Source organism: Candidatus Didemnitutus sp., assembly GCA_019634575.1.
Taxonomy (GTDB): Bacteria; Verrucomicrobiota; Verrucomicrobiia; order Opitutales; family Opitutaceae; genus Didemnitutus.
In genome coordinates this window covers 2,789,271-2,808,836 of record JAHCAY010000001.1, presented here as the reverse complement: position 1 = coordinate 2,808,836, position 19,566 = coordinate 2,789,271, and the positions used below count along the sequence as shown (strand labels likewise).

The 19,566-nt window shown below is 66.6% G+C and carries 11 protein-coding genes; 6 read left to right on the top strand and 5 right to left on the bottom strand.

Annotation, left to right across the window (positions count from 1 at the left end; genetic code table 11):
- Positions 1 to 155: 155 nt before the first annotated feature.
- From KF715_11705 to KF715_11690, 4 genes are read right to left on the bottom strand one after another with little or no spacing between them, the layout of a single operon-like run.
- Positions 156 to 1,568, bottom strand: coding sequence for a sigma-54-dependent Fis family transcriptional regulator (locus KF715_11705; GenBank protein ID MBX3737350.1), 1,413 nt, complete (start codon positions 1,566 to 1,568; stop codon positions 156 to 158).
- A 33-nt stretch (positions 1,569 to 1,601) separates the two neighbouring features.
- The gene (locus KF715_11700) at positions 1,602 to 3,920 is read right to left on the bottom strand and encodes a DEAD/DEAH box helicase (protein MBX3737349.1); all 2,319 of its coding nucleotides are present in this window, start codon (positions 3,918 to 3,920) and stop codon (positions 1,602 to 1,604) included.
- 3 nt (positions 3,921 to 3,923) lie between these two features.
- Positions 3,924 to 5,267, bottom strand: coding sequence for an ATP-binding protein (locus KF715_11695; GenBank protein MBX3737348.1), 1,344 nt, complete (start codon positions 5,265 to 5,267; stop codon positions 3,924 to 3,926).
- Positions 5,236 to 7,359 (bottom strand): TerB N-terminal domain-containing protein, encoded by a 2,124-nt coding sequence (locus KF715_11690; protein ID MBX3737347.1) that lies wholly within the window; start codon positions 7,357 to 7,359, stop codon positions 5,236 to 5,238. The genes KF715_11695 and KF715_11690 overlap by 32 nt, the downstream gene beginning before the upstream one ends.
- Positions 7,360 to 7,708: 349 nt before the next feature.
- Here KF715_11690 and KF715_11685 point away from each other — a divergent pair, with 349 nt between their 5' ends.
- The 5 genes from KF715_11685 to KF715_11665 all read left to right on the top strand — a co-directional run bounded on the left by KF715_11685 (position 7,709) and on the right by KF715_11665 (position 12,898).
- On the top strand, positions 7,709 to 7,954 hold the full coding sequence (locus KF715_11685; protein MBX3737346.1) for a hypothetical protein: 246 nt from the start codon (positions 7,709 to 7,711) through the stop codon (positions 7,952 to 7,954).
- A 149-nt stretch (positions 7,955 to 8,103) separates the two neighbouring features.
- On the top strand, positions 8,104 to 10,458 hold the full coding sequence (locus tag KF715_11680; GenBank protein MBX3737345.1) for a hypothetical protein: 2,355 nt from the start codon (positions 8,104 to 8,106) through the stop codon (positions 10,456 to 10,458).
- Complete coding sequence (locus KF715_11675) at positions 10,455 to 12,284, top strand: carbamoyltransferase (GenBank protein MBX3737344.1); 1,830 nt, start codon at positions 10,455 to 10,457, stop codon at positions 12,282 to 12,284. The genes KF715_11680 and KF715_11675 overlap by 4 nt, the downstream gene beginning before the upstream one ends.
- A gap of 5 nt (positions 12,285 to 12,289) precedes the next feature.
- On the top strand, positions 12,290 to 12,703 hold the full coding sequence (locus KF715_11670; GenBank protein ID MBX3737343.1) for a hypothetical protein: 414 nt from the start codon (positions 12,290 to 12,292) through the stop codon (positions 12,701 to 12,703).
- Between the two features lie 3 nt (positions 12,704 to 12,706).
- Complete coding sequence (locus KF715_11665; GenBank protein ID MBX3737342.1) at positions 12,707 to 12,898, top strand: hypothetical protein; 192 nt, start codon at positions 12,707 to 12,709, stop codon at positions 12,896 to 12,898.
- 80 nt (positions 12,899 to 12,978) lie between these two features.
- On the opposite strand, the gene KF715_11660 is transcribed toward KF715_11665, so the two are convergent.
- Complete coding sequence (locus tag KF715_11660) at positions 12,979 to 16,347, bottom strand: hypothetical protein (protein MBX3737341.1); 3,369 nt, start codon at positions 16,345 to 16,347, stop codon at positions 12,979 to 12,981.
- A gap of 379 nt (positions 16,348 to 16,726) precedes the next feature.
- Between KF715_11660 and KF715_11655 the strand changes: the two genes are divergently transcribed.
- Positions 16,727 to 19,501 carry a TonB-dependent receptor gene (locus KF715_11655; GenBank protein ID MBX3737340.1) on the top strand — a complete coding sequence of 925 codons (2,775 nt, stop codon included), beginning with the start codon at positions 16,727 to 16,729 and terminating at the stop codon, positions 19,499 to 19,501.
- Positions 19,502 to 19,566 lie beyond the last annotated feature (65 nt).

Genomic DNA, 19,566 nt, shown 5'->3' with positions numbered 1-19,566 from the left:
ATTGCCGGAAACGTGCCGGCGGCGACGAAGCGCCGCGAGGCGGTTGCGGAAGATGAGCTTAGGAATTTTTTCGCGAAAAACGAGCCGCGCGACGCGGTTCCCTCGTCGGTTGCCTGCACCCAACCGCGCGGCGTCCGAGCGCGCGGCGCTGGTGGTCAGCCCCCACTCGCCGGCGGCGTTTGCCGGCGCGCGGCGAGGCGATAGCGGAGGAACTCGCGGGTGACGCCGAGGCGGCGCGCGGCGGCGGAGACGTTGTTGTCCGTCTCGCGCAGGGCGTCGGTCACGAGCGACTCGATCACATCGTCGAGCGCGAAGCCGTTCTCCGGAATGCGCCAGGCGGGGTTGCGCCAGGTTGCCGTCGCGGTGGAGGCGTTGTCGGCTGGCTCGGCGGGGGCGCTCAGGGTCGCGAGGTCGAGTGTGGGGCCGCTGCTGAAGATGAGCGCGCGTTCGATCTCGTGCGACAGCTCGCGGAGGTTGCCGGGCCAGCCATGAGCGACGAGTGCGCGTTCGGCGGCGGGCGAGAACGCGGTGCTGCCGCGGCGGTGGCGTTGGGCGAGGCGGGCGAGCAGGTGGCGCGCGAGTGGCACGATGTCGCTGCCGCGCTCGCGCAGCGGCGGAAGCGTCACGTGCAGGAGGTGGAGCCGGTGGTAGAGGTCTTCGCGGAATTGGCCGGCGCGCACCAGCGCGTCGAGCGGCTGGTTGTTGGCGACGATGAGGTGCGCGTCGACGGCGGTCTCGCGGGTCGCGCCGAGGCGGCGGATTTTCCCGTCGTCGATGGCAGTGAGAATCTTCGCCTGCGTCGCGAGCGAGAGGGAGCCGATCTCGTCGAGAAACAGCGTGCCGCCGTCCGCGGCCTCGAAGAGACCGAGGCGGCCCTTCTTCGCGTCGGTGAACGCGCCGCGTTCGTGGCCGAAGAGTTCCGACTCGGCGAGTTGCTCGGGGAGCGCCGCGCAGTTCACGCGCACGAAGGGCTGCGTGGCGCGCGGGCCGTGGGCGTGGAGCCAGCGGGCGAGCAGGCTCTTGCCGGTGCCGGTTTCGCCCTCGATGAGCACGGGCGGCAGGCGCTGTTCGAGGCGGGCGAGCGCGGCGAGAATCGAGTCGAGCTGCGTGCGGAGGCCGGCGAGTTTCTCGCCGAAGAAGAACTCCTCCGGCGCCTCGCGATGTTCCTCGCGGCGCGCGGCGATGTGTCCGCGGCGGCCACGCAGGAGCGCGAGCGGCAGCTGGTCGAACTCGAAGGGCTTGGCCAGATAATCGCTCGCGCCGAGCCGCATCGCCTCGACCGCCTCGCGCACGCCGCCGAAGGCGGTCATCACGACGACGGCGGTGTTTTCCGAGAACGCGCCGCGCCGGAAAAGTTCGAGCACATCGCCGTCGGGCAGGTGCAGGTCGACGAGCGCGAAATCGAAGCGCAGGTCCGCGAGCAGGCGGCGCGCGCTTGCGAGATCGGCGGCTTCGGCGATCTCGCAACCGAGCGAGCGGAGGTAGGCCGCGAGGCGTTTGCGCAGCGCGGCGTCGTCCTCGAGGAGGAGCACCTCGCTGCCGGCAGGGAGCGCAGTTTCGGAGCGCATCGCGGGCGATTGCCGGACGGATTGCGCGCGACTTCAACGCCAAAGCTCCGCGGACGTGCGCACAGCGTGGTTAATCGCAGCGAAGGCGCCGGGCAGATCAATGCGATCGGAGGCGTTCATCTCGTCGACGACGTCGGGAGGCAGGAGCTCGTCGTATTTGTCGAAGGATTTCACCTCCATCCGCGCGGCGAGTTCGACCGCGGAGAAATGAGCCTGGCTCAGTCCGACAATAATCTCCCGGAACGAACTCACGCTCGGAGCGGCGATGGCGAGACAAAGTTCATCGTAGTGATAATCGTGGCCGGCGCATTCGAGGAGGAGTCGTAGGGTGCGGAAAGTTTTTGTGCCAACCCAAGGATACCAAAGGACGACTTTGCCGGTCGGAACGATACCGGAATTCGACGCGCCGCTCGCTCGGGCCGCGCGGCGGGCGGCAGCGAGGAGTTGAAGCGCAGCGGTGTCGGCGAAGCGCGGCAGTTCGTCGGAGTTCAGCAGGCTGCGCATCTCGGCGAAGATGCGGCTGTCGATCTCGCCGCCTTCGCCGACGAATAGCGGCGGCACACGTTCGGTGGTCGGTGCGACCCACACCGTTTTTTCGGCTGGGCTGACTTGATCGACGCGCCAGCGGCGGCCGTTGAGGATGAAGCACTGTGTCTCCGGCGGGACGGTGTCGGCGGGCATTTCGCCGACGGTCTCGTCGCCATGCCGAACCGTGAACACTTCGTTCGATGCGAAGGCGGCGTAGAAGTCGTGCTCAGCGGTCAGGCGCTCGCCGTGGAGAGCGAGGATGATTTCACCGGAAGGAACTTGCTCGATGACGGCGTGCGCCGCTAGTCCGCGCAGAATGCGGACGAAGAGCGGCTGGTTCACACGGCGAAACGGTCCGCGCCGGCAAAGTTGATCGAAGAGCGCGTCGGCCGGCACGCCGCCGGTCTGGCGCAGCACGCTCATTATTTGATGAACGAGCGTGCTGAGGTGGAGGCGTTCCGTAGCTGGCGCTTCGACCCAGCGAGCCAGCATCAGACGAACGACCGCGAGCGTGCGCAGCAGGCGCGGGTAGAGCAGGTCAGTTAGACTCGAATCGACGCGGGGAGTCTCGTCGCGCACGTAGAAACGCATGCGGGCGGCGTCGCCGCGCCGGCCGGAGCGGCCGAGGCGTTGCATCGCGGCGGCGACGCTCCACGGTGGATCGATCTGGCCGACGGTGCGGACATCGCCGAGATCGATACCGAGTTCGAGCGTGCTCGTGCAGAGCGCGGTGGTGGGCACCGCGGTTTCGCGCAAGGTTGCCTCGACTTCTTCGCGCACACTGCGGGCGAGCGATCCATGATGAACGTGAAACGGATCGTGCCGCCATTGTCCGGCGCGCGCTTTCGCATGGAGGAGGTCCGCCAGCTCTTCGAGCGTGCGGCGGCTGTTGCCGAAAAGGAGGTTCTTGCCGTCCTGGAAATGTGCGGCGACGTCATCCGCAATGTCATCGATGGCGTCGCGCGGCAGTGTGTCTGCCTCGCGCGGGGGCAGGCCGAGGCTCGGGCCGAGATCGGCAATCGGAGTGGCGGATTGCCAAGCCTGGCCGATCACGTTCGGCGCAACGACGCCGGCTTCGGCGGGCGTGAGGCGGCGGACAAGTTTTGCCCCTTCCTGAAGACGCGGACGTTCGAGATAGGCGCGCAGGCCGAGGCGGATGTCGCGGCTCCGGCCTGCTTCGGCGATGAGGCGCACGCGCTCGGGGGCGTCGGGGCGGAGGAATTGTTGCGCGAGCGTGGGTTCGCCCAGAGTGGCGGAAAGACCGACGAGGCGCGGCGAGCATCCGGCTGAAGCGCAAAGTCGCGCGATAAGGCTGCGGAGGTGCATGCCGCGCACGCCATCGATGAACACGTGCAGTTCGTCGATCACAATAAAGGCGGTTTGCGCGTAGATGCGCGGCAGTGCTCGGCCGTAATTGACGAAGTTGGACTCAAGCGACTCGGGGGTGATGAGCACGACGCCGGACGGGTGTTCGCGGAACGCCTTTTTCTCCGTCACGGAGACGTCGCCGTGCCAGCGGCGAATGGGAATCTCTAGGTCCGCGCACAGCGCGTCGAGCCGGCGCCATTGGTCGTTGATCAGCGCCTTCAAGGGGCTGACGTAGATCGCGACGCGGCTGCGTTGTTCGTCGAGGCGGGAGAGAATCGGCAGGAACGCGGCCTCGGTTTTGCCGCCGGCGGTGGGCGCGGTGACGATCGCGTCGTCTTCGGATTCGAGCAGCGTGTGAATCGCGGTGGTCTGGATCGGGCGCAGTGACGTCCAGCGCAGGCGGTGAATCGCCTGCTGAACGCCGGGGCTCAGCAAATGGAAGGCCGGCTCGGCCACGGCTCAGAGCTTGAAGGCCGTGAGATCGTCGCTGTCGATTTCGGCGGCGACTTCCCCGGCGGCCACGGCTTCTTCGGCGGAGAGTGGCGCAGAGGGCTTGCGAATGAAATCGGCCTTCACGAGAGCGTGCCAGTCGGTGCCGGGGTTTTGTTCGAGCAGATTGATCAGGCCGACGAATGAGCGCACGACATCGCGCGGGGTTTTGAAGAATTCGGCGCCGAGCACTTCGTTGGCGCGGTGCAGGACGGCTTCGATCGCATCGTCACCGACGAGACGTCGGGCGGGATCACCGCTCGCGTGGACGTTCACGATGTTTGAAAGGAGCACGAACAGATCCTCGGCGGTCAGGCTCGGAAGACGGATGACGGGGCCGGCGAGATCGGTGACGCCGCCGGTCGCGAATTGGTTATCCGCCAAGCGCGAGCGCAGCGCTTCGTAACTGAACAGGCCGCGGCGCCGGTCTTCGAGAAACTCGTCCGTGCCTGCGAGGAGAAATCCGATGCCCTCAGCGCCGCCTTGGAAGCAATCGTTCAGGATGGTGAGCAACGTCTCGTAGTTGGTCTGCCGGGCGCGGGAGCTGGGCAGGCGATGAGAAAGCACGACCATTTCGTCGAGGCAGACGTAGAGGCCGGCGTAACCGGCTTTGCGGACGAATGCGGCGAGGAGTTTCAGCACCGCGTAGTAATTCTCGTCGTCGACGATCTCGCGGACGCCGAGATCCTGCCGGGCTTCGGTCTTCGTGGAGTATTCACCACGGAGCCAGCGCAGCGCGGCGGTCTGGAGGGCGTCGTTGCCGGCCGCGAAGCCTTCGTAGTATTTCGCGAGCACCTCGGCGAAAGCATAGCCGCCGACGAGGTCGTTGAGGTCGCGGAGATCGGCACGAATTTTTTGCGAGACTTGTTCGTCGGTGCCGCCGGCGGATTTGACCGCATGTTGGACGTTGACGATCCAGCCTTCGCAAACGGAGCGGAGCGCGCCGCCTTCCGGTTTGGCCTTGGTGGCGATATTGCGCACGAGTTCGGAATAGAGCGCGCGTGCCTGGCCGCCCGAGGCTTGAAGCCGTCGATCCATCGTGATGTCGGCGGAAGCGACGACGAGGCGCTTTTGCAGGGCGAGGTTGCGTGTGAGTGTGAGAAAGAAGCTTTTGCCCGCACCGAAGCGCCCCACGATCACGCGGAACGCGGCGCCGCCGCTTTCGATGCGCTCGAGGTCCTTGAGCATCGCGGAGACCTCCTGCTTGCGGCCGACTTGGATGAGATGCAGGCCGATCTTCGGCACGAGGCCGGCTTGGAGCGACTGGAGAACGGCGTCGCGTTCACGCGGTTTGATTTTGAGTGCGTGCGTCATGAGAAAGGAGTTCGCGTTGGAGTTCCACCGGGTCTTCGCCAACGAGGAGGAAGTCGCCGAGCGTGTCGTCGGCCCACTCGTTGATGGCGGAGTAGGCGGCGTCGGGCATCACATTCGCGGCGCGTGCGGCTGCGTCGAATTCGGCGCGGGGCCAAGGGTCGGATTGTGCCACGAGCCGGACGAGCAGCGGTGCATACATCGGCGGGAGCGTGGCGCACCACGCTGGGATCGCGGCCGCGACGAGCGCTGCGGGAGGAACGCGAGAAGGGTAATCAGGCGCGACCCCTGTGGGTGGGTTGGAGGGCTCTGCCGTGGCTGTCGGTTCGGCTTCGGCCATCGCGACGGAAAGAATGTGGATGACTTCGCGTGTCTCGGCCGTGAGCTGCCGGAGGCGTTCGCGGTCGATGGTGAAGGTCGATGTTGCCGGCGTCGCGCCGGGAATCGGTTCGCCGGGTTCTTCGGGTTCGGCGGTGGTAACCTGCGCCTCGCCAAATCCAGCAAGATAACGTTCGAATTCGTCCTGGAGCGCCGCGGAGAGCCCGAGAGCCTTGAAGATGCGTTGGAGCGCGCGGTCTTCGGTTTTGGTGACGATGCCGTCGGCGGAAGCGATGCGGCAAAGCATCTGCGCCACCGCTTGCGCTTTCTCTGCGGGCACGGCTTTGGCGATTTTCGTCACGCTGGCGGGGGCGCTATCCTGGTTGCGATTCAGGAGGGCGGTCCAGGCGCGCAGACGGCCACGCTCGTGAACGGAAACGGAGGAGTGGTCGACGAGGAGCGAGATGACCTCATTTTCGCGGAGATCGAAGGAGCCGTCGGCGCCCGCGATGAACACCGCGAGTTGCACGGCGCCGCAATGGCCGAGAAAGTCCGGCGAGAGCGACGCGTCGGCGCCACGGAAGAGCACGATTTCCTGTTCGGCCGCGAGCGAAGCGCTGTGATGCCGCGGGTCGGGCTCGATCTGCCATCCGAGAGTGTCGAGAGCGGCGGCGAGATTTCGGGACTGAGTGAGCGTGTAGGTGTCGCGCGCAGCCTCGCCAAAAAAGGCGAAGAGCGGCGCCGCCGTGCTGAAATGAAAATCGCCGTCCTTGGCGGCGGTGGTGAGAAATTCCGCGAGTTGAGCGGCGGGGCCGGCCGCCTCCGATCGACGCAATTCGGAGGGGAGCGCGGCGAGCGTGGCCAGATCGACGGATTTGCCGACGGCGCGTGCCTTTGCGCGCATGTAGCCTAGGAGGCTGCGGCAACATTCGTTCCAGAGCGCGACCAAGCGCGTGCGTTCGGCAGCGGGGATCTCAGCGAACTGCGTGATCGCGTCGAGTTCGCCGGAATCGGCAGGATCGCGCAACGCCGAGCTCGCCGGACGATAACGGATGCGGACGGGACGCGATCCGGGTTGGAGCGCCAGCCCGTGCGGAAACTCCGCGGCGAAACGCTCGCCGAACATCCGGCGGAAATCTTCGGGTGACCGCGTCGTGACGTTCGAGCGCACGGCGTCGGGATCGTGATAAGCGATTTCGCGCGCGACTTCGGCTGGCGCGCGCTCGCCGCGGGTAGCGAGATTGCCAAGGATCAGGTGCAGCTCGTCCTCGTCGACGACACCCTGTTCGAGTCCGAGAATCCAAGGCCAGAGTTCGGCGTAGCGCGACTCGCCTTGGCGATGAGCCCAGAAATGCAGAAGCTGACAGAAGTAGCTCGGCAACGATTTCGAGCGACCGTGTGGCGCGTAGAGCGTGACGAGATTGGCGATTTCATGGCCGATTTCCGGTGCGTAGTCCTTCTCGATCAGCACACGGCGTTCGAGACCGTAGAAGAACAGAAAGAGATAACCGAAGTTGCGGGTTGCGGGATTTGCATCGCGGCGGCCGTTGGCGAGCCATTCGAGATAAGCACCGCGTTGCGCTGGCGTGATGAAGGCGTAAGCCGGCCAATAGGGCAGCTCGAGGCCGAGCGCGGATTTGGGGGAGCTGACCTCCAAATCGACGTTGATCGCGGAGGGTTCGAAGATGTCGCAAGCGCCGCCTTGGACGTAGATCAGGCCCGACGGCAGCGTATGACTGTGGAGATCGATGGATGTGTTCGCCGGCAACCAGCGCATTTGTTCGCGCGCGCGACGCCGTTTGGGTGCCGCAGGCGCAGCGGGCGCGACAGGTGCAGGTTCCAGCGAGGTTTTCCTTCGAGACGAACTCGACGTTGGCGGGGGCGTTTCCTCGGACCGGTTCGCGCGAACGAACAAAACGATAACGCCAGCAATCAGAAGGCCCCAAAATGCTCCAGCCCCGCCGCCGATGGCAGCGCCGATCACGAGGGCGATAACGAACAACCAAAGCACAAGTTTGCGTCCGTGGCCCCGAACGTTGGTCGCATCAAATCAGCGAGGCAGCCCCGAGCAAGGTTTCTTGCAAGCGCGGCATCCGTCCGCAGGGTGCGCAGCGATGCCCGAAGCCATGGCCATTCTTTTCGTCGCGGGGTTGACCGCGACGCTGTTCGTCGTGCTGCGCCTGCGCACGAAAAAGCCGCACGGCCCGGCGGAGCTCCAACGGTTGCGCGATCACATCGCCTGGCTGGAAGACCGGCAGCGCCACGCGAACGAGAAGCACTGGGACGCGACGATGAAGGCGCGGATCGCGGCGCAGCTCGGGCAGGCGCGGCGAGAGCTCGCGGCGGGCGAGTCCGGGTCGCCCGCGTCGTAAGCGCGCGGCGGCGTGGCCGAATTTACGTAATGCGTAGTGAAGATTTTTCGCAGGCTTCGCGGTTTTGTGCGGCGAAGACGGCCGCGATGGGCCGGCGGCTCGGTTGACACGGTTGCGCGAGGCTGCGCATCCTGCGCGCCCTTTCCCCCATGAGTGTGCCCCGCTCCGATGCTCCGCCGCGGCCTGTGTCCGCAACCACGCGCGCGCGGCTGTGGGTGTTTCGCGCGCTGGCGGTGGTGGCGTTGCCGGCGTTGCTCGTCGCGGGATTGGAACTCGGGTTGCGTGTCGCGGGCTACGGGCGCGCGACGGGTTTTCTGATTCCGGATCGCGAGCCGGGCCTGTTTCGCACGAATCCGGATTACGTGCGGCTGTTCATGCCGGAGAGCTTCGACCTGCGGCCGCTGAACTTCCGCGTCGCGCAGGAAAAACCGGCGAACACATTGCGCGTCGTCGTCCTCGGCGAGTCGGCGGCGCAGGGCGTGCCGGCGCCGATGTTCGGCTTCGCGCCGCAGTTGCGCGCCCAGCTGCGCGCGCTGTATCCCGGCCGCCGCATCGAAGTGCTGAACGCCGGCGTCGTGGCGATCAACTCGCACGCTGTCTACCAGATCGCGCGGGACTTCACGGCGTTTTCGCCCGACCTCTTCGTCGTCTATCTCGGCAACAACGAGGTCGTCGGCCCCTACGGTCCGGGCTGCGCGTATCTGGCGAGCTCGCCGCCGCTGTGGGTCATCCGCGCGAGCGTGGCGGTGAAATCGACGCGCACCGGGCAACTGCTCGGCGCGCTGTTCGCGAAACTCGCGGCACGCTCCAAGGCCGTCGAATGGGGCGGCATGAGCATGTTCGTGAATCAGGCGGTCGCGGGCGACGACCCGCGACTCGAGACGGTCTATCGCAACTTTGAAAAGAACCTGCGCGACATCGTGCGTGTGGCGAACGATGCCGGTGCGCCGGTGTTGTTGGCCACGGTCGTCGCGAACCTGATGGATTGCCCGCCGCTGCTCTCGCTGCATCGCGCCGACCTCGTGGGTGACGAGCTGGCGCGCTGGCAACGCGAGTTCGACGCCGGCCGCGTGGCGTGGAAGCTCGGTGACGCCGCGTCGGCGCGCGCGCATCTCGAGGCGGCGCGGCAGCTCGATCCGCATCATGCGGAGACGCTGTTCCTTCTCGGTGCGTTGGAACAGCAGGGGGGACATGAGGGCGAGGCGCGGAGGCTTTTTATCGAGGCGCTGCATTGGGATGCGCTGCGTTTCCGGCCCGATCCGCGATTGAACGGCATCGTGCGCGCCGTCGCCGCAGAGGGCGGCAAGGTGCGGCTCGTGGACACGGCGCGCCTGCTCGGTTCCGATCCGGAATCCACGGCGCCCATCGCGGGTCGCGAGCTGCTCTTCGAGCACGTGCACTTCGATTGGGAGGGCAACTATCGCATCGCGCGCGCGATGGCGGAGGGCGCCGTGGCGCTGCTGCCGTCGCCGGAGAAAAAGGAATTTCTCGACGCGAACTCATGCGCCGCCGCGCTCGGCTATACGGCGCGCGAGCGCTTCAACGTGCTGCAACGCCTCGCGCCGATCGTGCAGAGTCCGCCGTTTCCCAATCAAGTCACCTATCCCGAGGACATGGCGCGGCTCGGGCGCGAGCTGGCGGTCGCGCAGGCGGCGAGCCGCAGTCCGGCGGCGCTGCAGGAGGCAAAGCGCGTGATCACGGCCGCGGTCGCGGCCGATCCGGAGAGCGCCGACCTCGCGAAACTGGAGCAGGAAATCGCGGACGATCTCGGCGATCTGCCCGGCGCGCTCGCGGCGTCGCAACGCGCGCAAAAACTCCAGCCCTACAACTACGCGCTCGCAGCGGACGAGGCCATCAAGCTGGCGCGACTTGGGCGCTACGACGTGGCGGAGAAACTGCTCCGCGCGACGGCGGCGCATTGCACGCCGCGCGAGCGGGTGGCGCTGGCGCCGGCATTCGGCGACTTGTTTGCGCGCACGAAGCGCCCCGATGCTTACCGGCAACACCTCGATGAGCTGCTCGCGCTCGCACCGAACGACGCCAACGCGCGGCTCTTCCGCGCGCGCGAACTGCACGGTCGCGACAACGCCGGCGCCGAGCGCGAATTGCGGGCGATCCTCGAGCGCGATCCGGGGCAGCAGGCTGCGGTGGAGGAACTCGTGGCGTTGCTGCTCGAGACCGGCCAGCGCGACACGGCCGAGCAAGCGACGCTCGCGGCCGTCGATCACCAGTCGCGCAACCAAGCGAACAATCTGCGGGCTGCGCTTTTCGCGGAAGCGCGCGGCGGCGCGGAGGCGCAGGTGCGTTTCCTGCGCGCCGCCGAGCGCAGCGGGCCGGTGAACTCGGGGTTGGAATTGCGGCTGGCGCGACGGCTGTTCGATTTGAAGCGTCCGCTCGAAGGGCTCGAACATCTCGCCGACGCGCGGCGGCTCGCGGTGATCGAGGGTGACACGGAGACGATCGCGTCGATCGACGAGTTGCTGAAACAGCTGCGCGGCGCATGACGGCGATCCTCGGCATTTCCGCGTTCTACCACGACTCGGCAGCGGCGCTGGTGATCGACGGCGAGATCGTCGCGGCGGCGCAGGAGGAGCGTTTCACGCGAAAGAAGCACGACGCCCGCTTCCCGCAGCACGCGGCGGATTTCTGCCTGCGACGCGCGGGGCTTACAGCCGCGCAGATCGATCACGTCGTTTACTACGAGAAGCCGCTGCTGAAGTTCGAGCGGTTGCTCGAGACCTACCTCGCGTTCGCACCGCGCGGCTTCAAATCGTTCTTCCAGGCGGCGCCAGTGTGGTTGCATGAAAAACTGCAGCTCACGCGCGCGATGAACGACGGACTCGGCGGCGCGTATCGGCGTCCCTATGTGTTCACGGAGCATCACGAGGCGCACGCGGCGAGCGCGTTCTTTCCCTCGCCGTTCGACGAGGCGGCGATTCTCACGGTCGATGGTGTCGGCGAGTGGGCGACCGCGAGTCTCGGCGTTGGGCGCGGAAACCGGGTGGAGCTGACGCACGAACTGCGTTTCCCCCACTCGCTCGGGCTGCTGTATTCGGCGTTCACGTATTTCTGCGGCTTCAAGGTGAACAGCGGCGAATACAAGCTCATGGGCCTCGCGCCCTACGGCACGCCGCGTTACGTGGATCTCATTCTCGAAAAACTCGTCGAGCTGCGGCCGGATGGATCGTTCCGGCTCGCGCTGGAGTATTTCGACTACTGCACCGGGCTGACGATGACGTCGCGGAAGTTCGACGCGCTCTTCGGCGGGCCGCCGCGTCGACCGGAAGCGCCGTTGACGGAGCGCGAGTTCGATCTCGCGGCGTCGGTGCAGAAGGTGACCGAGGAAATTTATCTGCGCATGGCGCGGCAGCTCCACGCGCAGACCGGGTTGAAAAACCTCTGTCTCGCAGGCGGCGTGGCGTTGAATTGCGTGGGCAACGGCCGGCTGCTGCGCGAGGGGCCGTTCGAGAATATCTGGATCCAGCCCGCGGCGGGCGACGCGGGCGGCGCGCTCGGTGCGGCGCTGTTCGTCTGGCATCAGCTGCTGGAGAAGCCGCGTGTGCCGGGTGTGCGTGACAGCCAACACGGGTCGTTGCTCGGGCCGGATTTCGCGGCGGCGGAGATCGAGGCGACGTTACGCGGTGCGGGCGCGGTGTATCGGCACGCAGCGGACGAGGCGGCGCTGTGCGAGGAGACGGCGCGGTTGATCGCGGACGGCAAGGTCGTCGGCTGGGTGCAAGGCCGCATGGAATACGGCCCGCGCGCACTCGGTGGGCGCAGTATTCTCGGCGATGCGCGGCGCGCGGAGATGCAGGCGACGATGAACCTGAAGATTAAATTCCGGGAGTCGTTCCGGCCGTTCGCCCCGGTGGTGCTGGCGGAGCACGCGGCGGATCACTTCGCGCTGCCGCGCGGCGTGGAGAGTCCCTACATGCTGCTCGTCGCGCCGGTGCGCGAGGAACGGCGGCGCGCGCCCGCGGGTGCGACGGCGGGCTTGGCCCGCGTGAACGAGGTGCGCTCGGACTTGCCCGCCATCACGCACGTCGACTACAGCGCGCGCATCCAGACGGTCGACACGGAGCGGCATCCGCGTTTCCGGAGGCTGCTCGAGGCGTTTCACCGCGCGACGGGTTGTCCGGCGATGATCAACACGAGCTTCAACGTGCGCAGCGAGCCGATCGTCTGCACGCCAGCGGATGCCTATCGGTGTTTCATGGCGACGGACATGGATGCGCTCGTCGTCGGGGATTTTATTCTGCGCAAGGAAGAGCAGCCGGCGGCGAACCGCGTGGATGTGCGCGCGCATTTGAGGAACTTCGAAATCGACTGAGCTCCATGTCTCTCGTCCGTATCAATCGTCAGCCCGCGCCGCGCCAGTTGCTGGTGTTCGCGGTGGCGTGGGTGGTGTTCGTCGGCGTGGCGGGCTGGCTGCAATGGCTCGAGGAGCGGCCGGGCGTGGCGCTCGCATGCTGGATCGCGGCGGCGCTGGTGCCGGCGGTAGGCGCGGTGTGGCGCGAGGGACTGCGGCGGTTCTACGTCCTGCTGATGGTGGTGACTTTTCCGGTTGGCTGGGTCGTGTCCACTGTCGTGCTGGCGGCGCTGTTTTTCGGCGTGTTGACTCCGATCGGATTTCTCCTTCGCCTGCGCCGGCACGACGCCATGCAGCAAACCGACGCATCGCGCGCTGATTCCTACTGGCACCGCCGGGACGGAGCGCCGCGCGCCGCGAGCTACTTCCGCCAATCCTGAACCGTGAAAGCCCCGAACGAATTCGAGCAACAAGCCGCGCAGGAACAGCGCGGGTTTTTCCGGGAGTTCTGGGATTTCGCGCGGAACAACAAGAAGTGGTGGCTCACACCGATCATCATCGTGCTGCTGCTGGCCGGCGTGCTCGTGGTGCTCGGCGGCAGCGGGCTGGCGCCGTTCATCTACACGATTTTCTGAGAAAGACGGCTGGATCGCCACGCCCGACGGTATCGGGTTCGCGATGACGGGCGGAGAAAAGAACCGGCGGGAAGCCGGCGCTAGGGCGTCGCGAGGAGGAACTCGAGCGGCTGGTCGACGCGGGCGGACCAGGACTTTTCGTTGTGCTCGGCACCGGAGAATTTCTTGGTGAGCCAGTCGCGACCTTCGATGTAGCCGAGCGTGAGCAGGGCGGCGTCCATGCGTTGCTGGAAGGGCTCGTAGGCGGCGTCGAGCGTCGCGGTGCCGTAGTCGAAGTAGAGGCGGTGCGCGCCGGCGCGCGGCAGGTGTTGCGCGAAGTAGTCGACCACGCAGCCGTCGCCGGCGGGCCAATGCGTGGAGACGCACGCGGCGGCGCCGAAGACGTTCGGGTATTCGGCGAGCGCGTAGCCGGAGATGAGGCCGCCCATGCTGGAGCCGGCGATGCTGGTGTGCGCGCGGTCTGGCAGCGTGCGATAGGTGCGGTCGATGAAGGGCTTCAGTTCCTCGACGATGAACTTCAGGTAATCGTCGGAGCGGATTGCCGTGGCGGGCAGGCGTTGGTTCCCGACGCCGAAACCGAGATCGGGCGTGGTGACGGCCTTGCGCGGCATGTATTCGGGGAAGCGGGTGAGGCCGTTGTTCCAGAGGCCGACGACGATGGCACCGCGCGTTTTGCCGGCGGCGATGAGGCGGTGCATGGCTTCGTCGATGCCCCACGTCGCGCCGCCGTAGGCGAGACGCGGGTCGAAGAGATTCTGGCCGTCGTGAAAATAAATCACCGGGTAACGCTCGGCGGCGTTCGCGTCGTAGCCGGGCGGCAGCCAGACGTCGATGGTGCGCGGGTCGGCGAAGCGGGACGGAAATGCGACGCGGCGTTCGAGGCGGGCGGTGCCGACGGTGACGCGCGTTTCGGCGCTGAGCGTGGTGCCGGCGAGGTTGTGCACGGCGACGCGGTAGCTGCCGCTGTGCGCGGTGACGGCGTGCGGGACGACGTAGGTCACGGCGGTGGCGCCGGGAATGAGTTCGCCGTTGCAGAACCACTGGTATTCGAGGTCGCCGGAGCCGGTGGCGGCGGCGGTGAGCTTCAACTCGGCGCCGAAATCGACGGCGAGTTGCGCGGGCGGTTGGGCGGTGAAGGTCGGGCACTGCGCGTGGGCGATGCCGAATTGGATCGGCTGGCCCTTGGCGGGCACGACGGTGAGGTCGGAGATTTTTGCGGCGGCGACGTGGCCGCGCAGGTCGTTCACGGTGGCGGTGAATTCGAGTTTCTCGTCCGGCGCGAGGTCGGCGGGCGGCGCCCAGAAGACGCGGTAGGGCGGCGCGTCGTCGGTGCCGAGCAACTCGACTTGGCCGGGGCGTGAGGCGCGGGTCATCGTGAACGTGACTTCGGCGACGCCGTCGGTGTTGGTGACTTCGGCGCGGATTTCGCGGCGGTTGGGGAAGACGAGGTCGTCGCTCTCGCGCGACGTGAAGGTGAGCGTGGCGCCGCTGGCGGGCGTGACGAGGGCGATGGTCGGCGCGGTGGCGGGTGCGGCCAGCGGGCGATCGGCGCGCCAGAGGGCGAAGCTGAGCGGCGCGAGCGTGAGGCGCACGGAGCCGGTGGCGTCGGCGGCGAGCGGTGTCGACGGGTAGCCCGCGATCTCCGAGCGCGGGTCGGTGACGGCGGGAGAACCCGCGCCCGGAGGTCGCGGGCTGCCTGGCGTCGAGGCGGAGTCGAACAGCGGGGCGAAGGTTGCGCCGGCGGGCTGGCTCGTGGGGACGGTGACGGTGAGCGGTGTGGTGCGCGAGGCGTTGAAGGCGGCGAGGTATTCGACGCGTTCGGCGCGGTCGAGGCGCGAGAAGGCGAAGACGGACGGTTCGGCCGTGGGGCGCACGATCATCGCGCCGGTGCGGAGCGCGGCGTGGTCTTTGCGGAGTTGGCCGAGTTGGGCGAAGAGGCGGTAGAAGGGGTGCGTGGGGTCGAACTTGTCGTCGGCGCCGGTGCGCTTCGTCGCGAGGAGTTTGGCATTCACGTAGGCGGGGACGTGAGAGGGGAACATCGTCTCGCGGGCCTGCTGGTCGTCGCCGCCGGCACCGATCATGCCTTGTTCGTCGCCATAGTGGAGGACGGGCATGCCGCGGACGAAATACATCAGGCCGTGGCCGAGGCGGGCGAGGTCGGCGAGTTGGTCGAGCGAGGCGCCGGGGTTGTCCTGCGAGATGAAATAGCCCCAGCGCGCGATGTCGTAGTTGCCGAGGAGCGTGACGGACGAGTGGACGTTGCTGTCGTGGTCGGTGTAGTAGTCGTCGCGGGCGAAGAAGTCGGCGAGGCCGGCGGCGGGGGCGCCTTGGGAGATGTATTTGCGGGCGGCGCCGGCGAAGGAGAAATCGGTCGTGGCGTCGGCGGCCATGGTGTTCGTCGAGAATTCGGCGAGGTGAGAGACGTCGATGGCGGCCTGCATGACTTCGCCGAATTGGATGAAGTCGGGGCGGCCGAGGGCGCGGGCTTTGGCGCGCATTGCGGGGTTAAAGGCTTGCCAGAAGGCGGCGTTGACGTGGCGCATGGTGTCGATGCGGAAGCCGTCGACGCCTTGCTCGAGCCAGTGGCCGAAGATGTCGATGAAGCCGCGAACGACGCGCGGGTGCTCGGTGAAGAGATCGTCGAGGCCGCCGAAGTCGCCGCGCGTGGCGCTCTCGCCGGCGAAGGTGGAGTTGCCGCGGTTGTGGTAGAGCGTGACGTCGTTGAGCCACTCGGGGTTTTTGAGGTGCTCCTTGCCGGGCGGGAGCACGGGCGGGCGGGCGAAGGAGGTTTTTGCGTCGAGAGCCGGAAACGTGGCGGGGTCGTTCAGGCCGTTGTAGGCGACGGCGCGCTCGTCGAAGGGGTGACCGGAGGCGTCGCGCGTGGGGAAGGTTTTCGTGTCGATGTAGGAGAATTTGTTTTCGGCGTTGGTGATGACGTCGCCGGTGTGGTTGACGACGATGTCGAGGTAGACGCGGAGGCCGCGGGCGTGGGCTTGCGAGACGAAGGTGCGGTAGTCGGCGTTGGTGCCGAGGTGAGGATCGACGTTGAGGAAGTCGTTGATCCAGTAACCGTGGTAGCCGGCGCTGCCGGATTGGACGGGGTTGTTCTTGAAGGGAGGGGTCGTCCAGACGGTGGTGACGTTGAGGCCGGCGATGTAGTCGAGTTTGCCGATGAGGCCGGGGAAGTCGCCGCCTTGGTAGTAGCCGGTGCGCGTCGGATCGAAGCCGTGCTCTTCAGGGCCGCCGGGGATGCCGCCGGTGTCGTTGGCGGTGGAACCGTTAGCGAAGCGGTCGGGCATCAGGATGTAGATGGTCTGGCCGGCGCCGGGATGGGTGAAGCGCGGCACGACGATCGGAGCGACGGTCTGGGCCGGGGCGACGACGGCGGCCAAAAACAACCACAGCGCAGCGCAGGCGCGCCACGGACGGAACGAGGGGTGGGACGTCATGGGGAGAGCGGCAAGGTCTCGCAGGGCAGCGGGCGGGTCAAACGGCGCGGGCGCGAGAAGACTTCCAAGGCCGGGAAAAATCTTAGGAAAACCGGACCGAGCTGATCGCGTCGGTGCGGAGTGGAGCGCGCTCTCTCGCGGGATCAAAACGGCGGTTTCAGAGGGAAAATAGCCGTTTTCTCTCCGGTGGAGCGGGCCGAGGACCGGGGCGGTCGTCATCTAAGAGTTGTCCGAACCATCTCGGTTTTCTGCGACGAAACCCAGTCGCGAGCGGCGGCGAATCGGAGTTTTGTCGCACGGTCAAGAAAGGCGGTTGCTGTCCGCCGCTCGCTGTTAACCCCTCCCCACCCTCTTTGCTGTTGGCTTTTATCCCCCCACCATGCACACCCACAACCATCAGAAATCGCGCCGGTTCCTCTATCGAGGACTGGTCGCCGGCCTGCTGCTTTCGCAGACGGCCATGTCAGCCTACGCGCAAGCGACGGCCGCTCCGGCAGACGAGAAGAAGAAAGACGACGATGTCGTCATTCTCGATGCCTACAAGGTTCGCGCCGGCTTCAGCGGATCGCTCGCGGCCGCTGCGGACAAGAAGCAGAGCGCCGTCAGCATCACGGAAGTGATCGCGCCGGAAGACCTCGGCAAACTGCCGGACGTCTCCATCGCCGACGCCCTCACTCGCCTGCCCGGTCTCGCCGCGCAGCGCACGAACGGCCGCAGCCAGCAGATCAGCCTCCGCGGTCTCGCCGCCGACTTCACCGTCGGCACGCTCGGCGGTCGCGAGCAGGTCTCGACCAATCTGAACCGCGCCCTCGAGTTCGACCAATACCCGGCCGAGCTCTTCGACGGCGTCACGGTTTACAAGACCCCCGAAGCGCGCCTCACCAGCGCCGGCATCGGCGGCACGATCGACATGCAGACCTACAACCCCCTCTCCAAGGGCAAGCGTCAGGTCAACGTGAACGGCTACTATCAATGGAATCAGCTCGGCCAGCTCACGCCCGGCATCAGCTCGAAGGGCGAGCGCTTCGGCATGACCTACATTGACCAGCTGGCCGACGGCAAGGTCGGCATCGGTCTCGGCGTCACCTACTCGAAGACGCCCTGGGCCGGTCAGCAATTCCAGGCGTGGGGCTACCCGACCGACGGCAGCGGCAACTTCGCCCTCGGCGGCACGAAGTCCTATGTCCGCAACTCGATCCTCGACCGCAAGAGCCTGATGCTCGTCGTCGAGCTCAAGCCCAACGAGCACATCCACGCGAAGATCGACCTCTTCAAATCCGACTTCCAGGAAAAGCAGCTCCTCCGCGGCATGGAAATTCCGCTGGCCTTCTGGAGCTCCGCTTCCCTCCAGCCCGGCTACACGGTGACCAACGGCCTCATCACGAACGCCACCCTCACCAACGTCATGCCGATCGTCCGCAACGACGTGTTCGTGCGCGACGCCTCCCCGCTCGCCATCGGTGCCAACCTCAAGATCAACGAGAAGTCCGACTGGCCGATCGAGATCGACGGCGGTTACTCCAAGATCTCGCGCACCGACCAGAACCTCGAGACCTACGCCGGCCTCAGCCAGCGCGGCACGCCGTTCACCACGGCCGACACCGTGACGGTCAAGCTCGTCCCCGGCGGCATCCCGACCATCACTCCCACCAAGAGCTACGCCGATGGCAGCATCCTCAAGCTCTCCGACCCGCAAGGCTGGGGCCCGGATTCGCTCCCCGGCGGCGGCATGTATGGCTACCTGAAATACTTCAAGTCGAAGGACGAACTCGGCCAGATCAAGGCCTCCACGCGCCACACCCTTCCCGCCGTCTTCAAGGACGTCGAGGTCGGCGCCTTCTACTCCGACCGCTACAAGCGCGAAGGTGAAGGCCCCTCCGGCTACATCAACAGCCCGAACAGCCAGGTCACCCTGCCGCTCCCCGCCAAGATCGGCACGACCGACCTCAGCTTCCTCGGCCTCGGTCAGGTCTACGCCTTCGACCCGCTCGCCGCGCTCAACAGCAACATCTACGGCTTCACCGCCAACAACGACACCGGCATCGTCGCCAACCGCTACGACGTCGACGAGAAGATCTCCCAAGCCTACGTCCAGTTCAACCTCGAGACGAACTGGGGCGGCATCCCGGTCACCGGCAACATCGGCGTCCGTGGCATCCACACCGACCAAAAGTCGAAGGGCTTCTCCGCCAGCGGCAACGACCTGAACCCGGTCTCCGCCGGCGCGACCTACAACCAGGCCGCCCCGAACGCGGCGCTCAACTTCAAGGTCGCCGAGAGCACCCTCGTCCGCTTCAGCGTCGCCCGCCAGTATGCCCGTCCGCGCATGTATGATATGCGCGCCTCCCGCACCTGGAGCTACGACCCGACCTTCGCTGCCTCCTCGACCAACAGCCCGTGGAGCGGCGGCGGCGGTAATCCCAACCTGAAGCCTTGGGCGGCCAACTCGATCGACCTCTCGATCGAGCGCTACTTCGCCGACAACAAGGGCTACATCGCCATCGCCGGCTTCAACAAGAAGCTGACGAATTACATCTACGAGCAGATGTCTATCGCCGACTTCACCGGTTATCCGGTGAAATCCGGTCCGGAACCCGTCCTCCGCAAGGGCATCGTCTCCCAGCCGGTCAACGGCACGGGCGGCTCGCTCCGCGGCGTCGAAGCCACGGTCTCGCTCCCCAGCGAATTGTTCTTCAAGGACATCAAGGGCTTCGGCATCTGGGCCAACGGCGCCTACACCGATTCGAAGGTCAAGCCCTTCGGCCCCACCGGTCCCGACATGCCGATCTCCGGCTACTCGCGCAAGGTCGCCACGTTCACGGTCTACTACGAGCGCCACGGCTTCTCCGCCCGCCTGAGCGAGAAATATCGCTCCTCGAACCGCCAATACATCACCACGTTCGGCCCCCCGAGCCGTGGCGGCGACGTCAACCCGAACGGCGGCTTCTCCGTCGCCCAGCCGGAAAAGACCATCGACGCGCAGATCAGCTACACGTTCCAGACCGGTCCGCTCAAGAACGTCACCCTGCTCGCCCAGGCCTACAACCTGAACAACGAGCCGCTGGTCACCTACGATAACAACGACCCGCGCAAGGTGATCAACTATCAGAAATACGGCGCTTCCTACTCGGTCGGCGCGTCCTACAAGTTCTGATCCCCGGGACCCTGAGTCCCCGTTTGTTTTCGCGCGGCCACCAGTTCTAAGCTGGTGGCCGCGTC

What these genes read in the sequence shown, in the direction of transcription:
- KF715_11670 (MBX3737343.1), top strand. Translation starts at nt 12,290, where the DNA reads ATGTCTCTCGTCCGTATCAATCGTCAGCCCGCGCCGCGCCAGTTGCTG.
- KF715_11695 (MBX3737348.1), bottom strand. Translation starts at nt 5,267, where the DNA reads ATGACGCACGCACTCAAAATCAAACCGCGTGAACGCGACGCCGTTCTC.
- KF715_11660 (MBX3737341.1), bottom strand. Translation starts at nt 16,347, where the DNA reads ATGACGTCCCACCCCTCGTTCCGTCCGTGGCGCGCCTGCGCTGCGCTG.
- KF715_11685 (MBX3737346.1), top strand. Translation starts at nt 7,709, where the DNA reads ATGGCCATTCTTTTCGTCGCGGGGTTGACCGCGACGCTGTTCGTCGTG.
- KF715_11690 (MBX3737347.1), bottom strand. Translation starts at nt 7,359, where the DNA reads ATGCGCTGGTTGCCGGCGAACACATCCATCGATCTCCACAGTCATACG.
- KF715_11655 (MBX3737340.1), top strand. Translation starts at nt 16,727, where the DNA reads ATGCACACCCACAACCATCAGAAATCGCGCCGGTTCCTCTATCGAGGA.
- KF715_11705 (MBX3737350.1), bottom strand. Translation starts at nt 1,568, where the DNA reads ATGCGCTCCGAAACTGCGCTCCCTGCCGGCAGCGAGGTGCTCCTCCTC.
- KF715_11680 (MBX3737345.1), top strand. Translation starts at nt 8,104, where the DNA reads ATGAGTGTGCCCCGCTCCGATGCTCCGCCGCGGCCTGTGTCCGCAACC.
- KF715_11675 (MBX3737344.1), top strand. Translation starts at nt 10,455, where the DNA reads ATGACGGCGATCCTCGGCATTTCCGCGTTCTACCACGACTCGGCAGCG.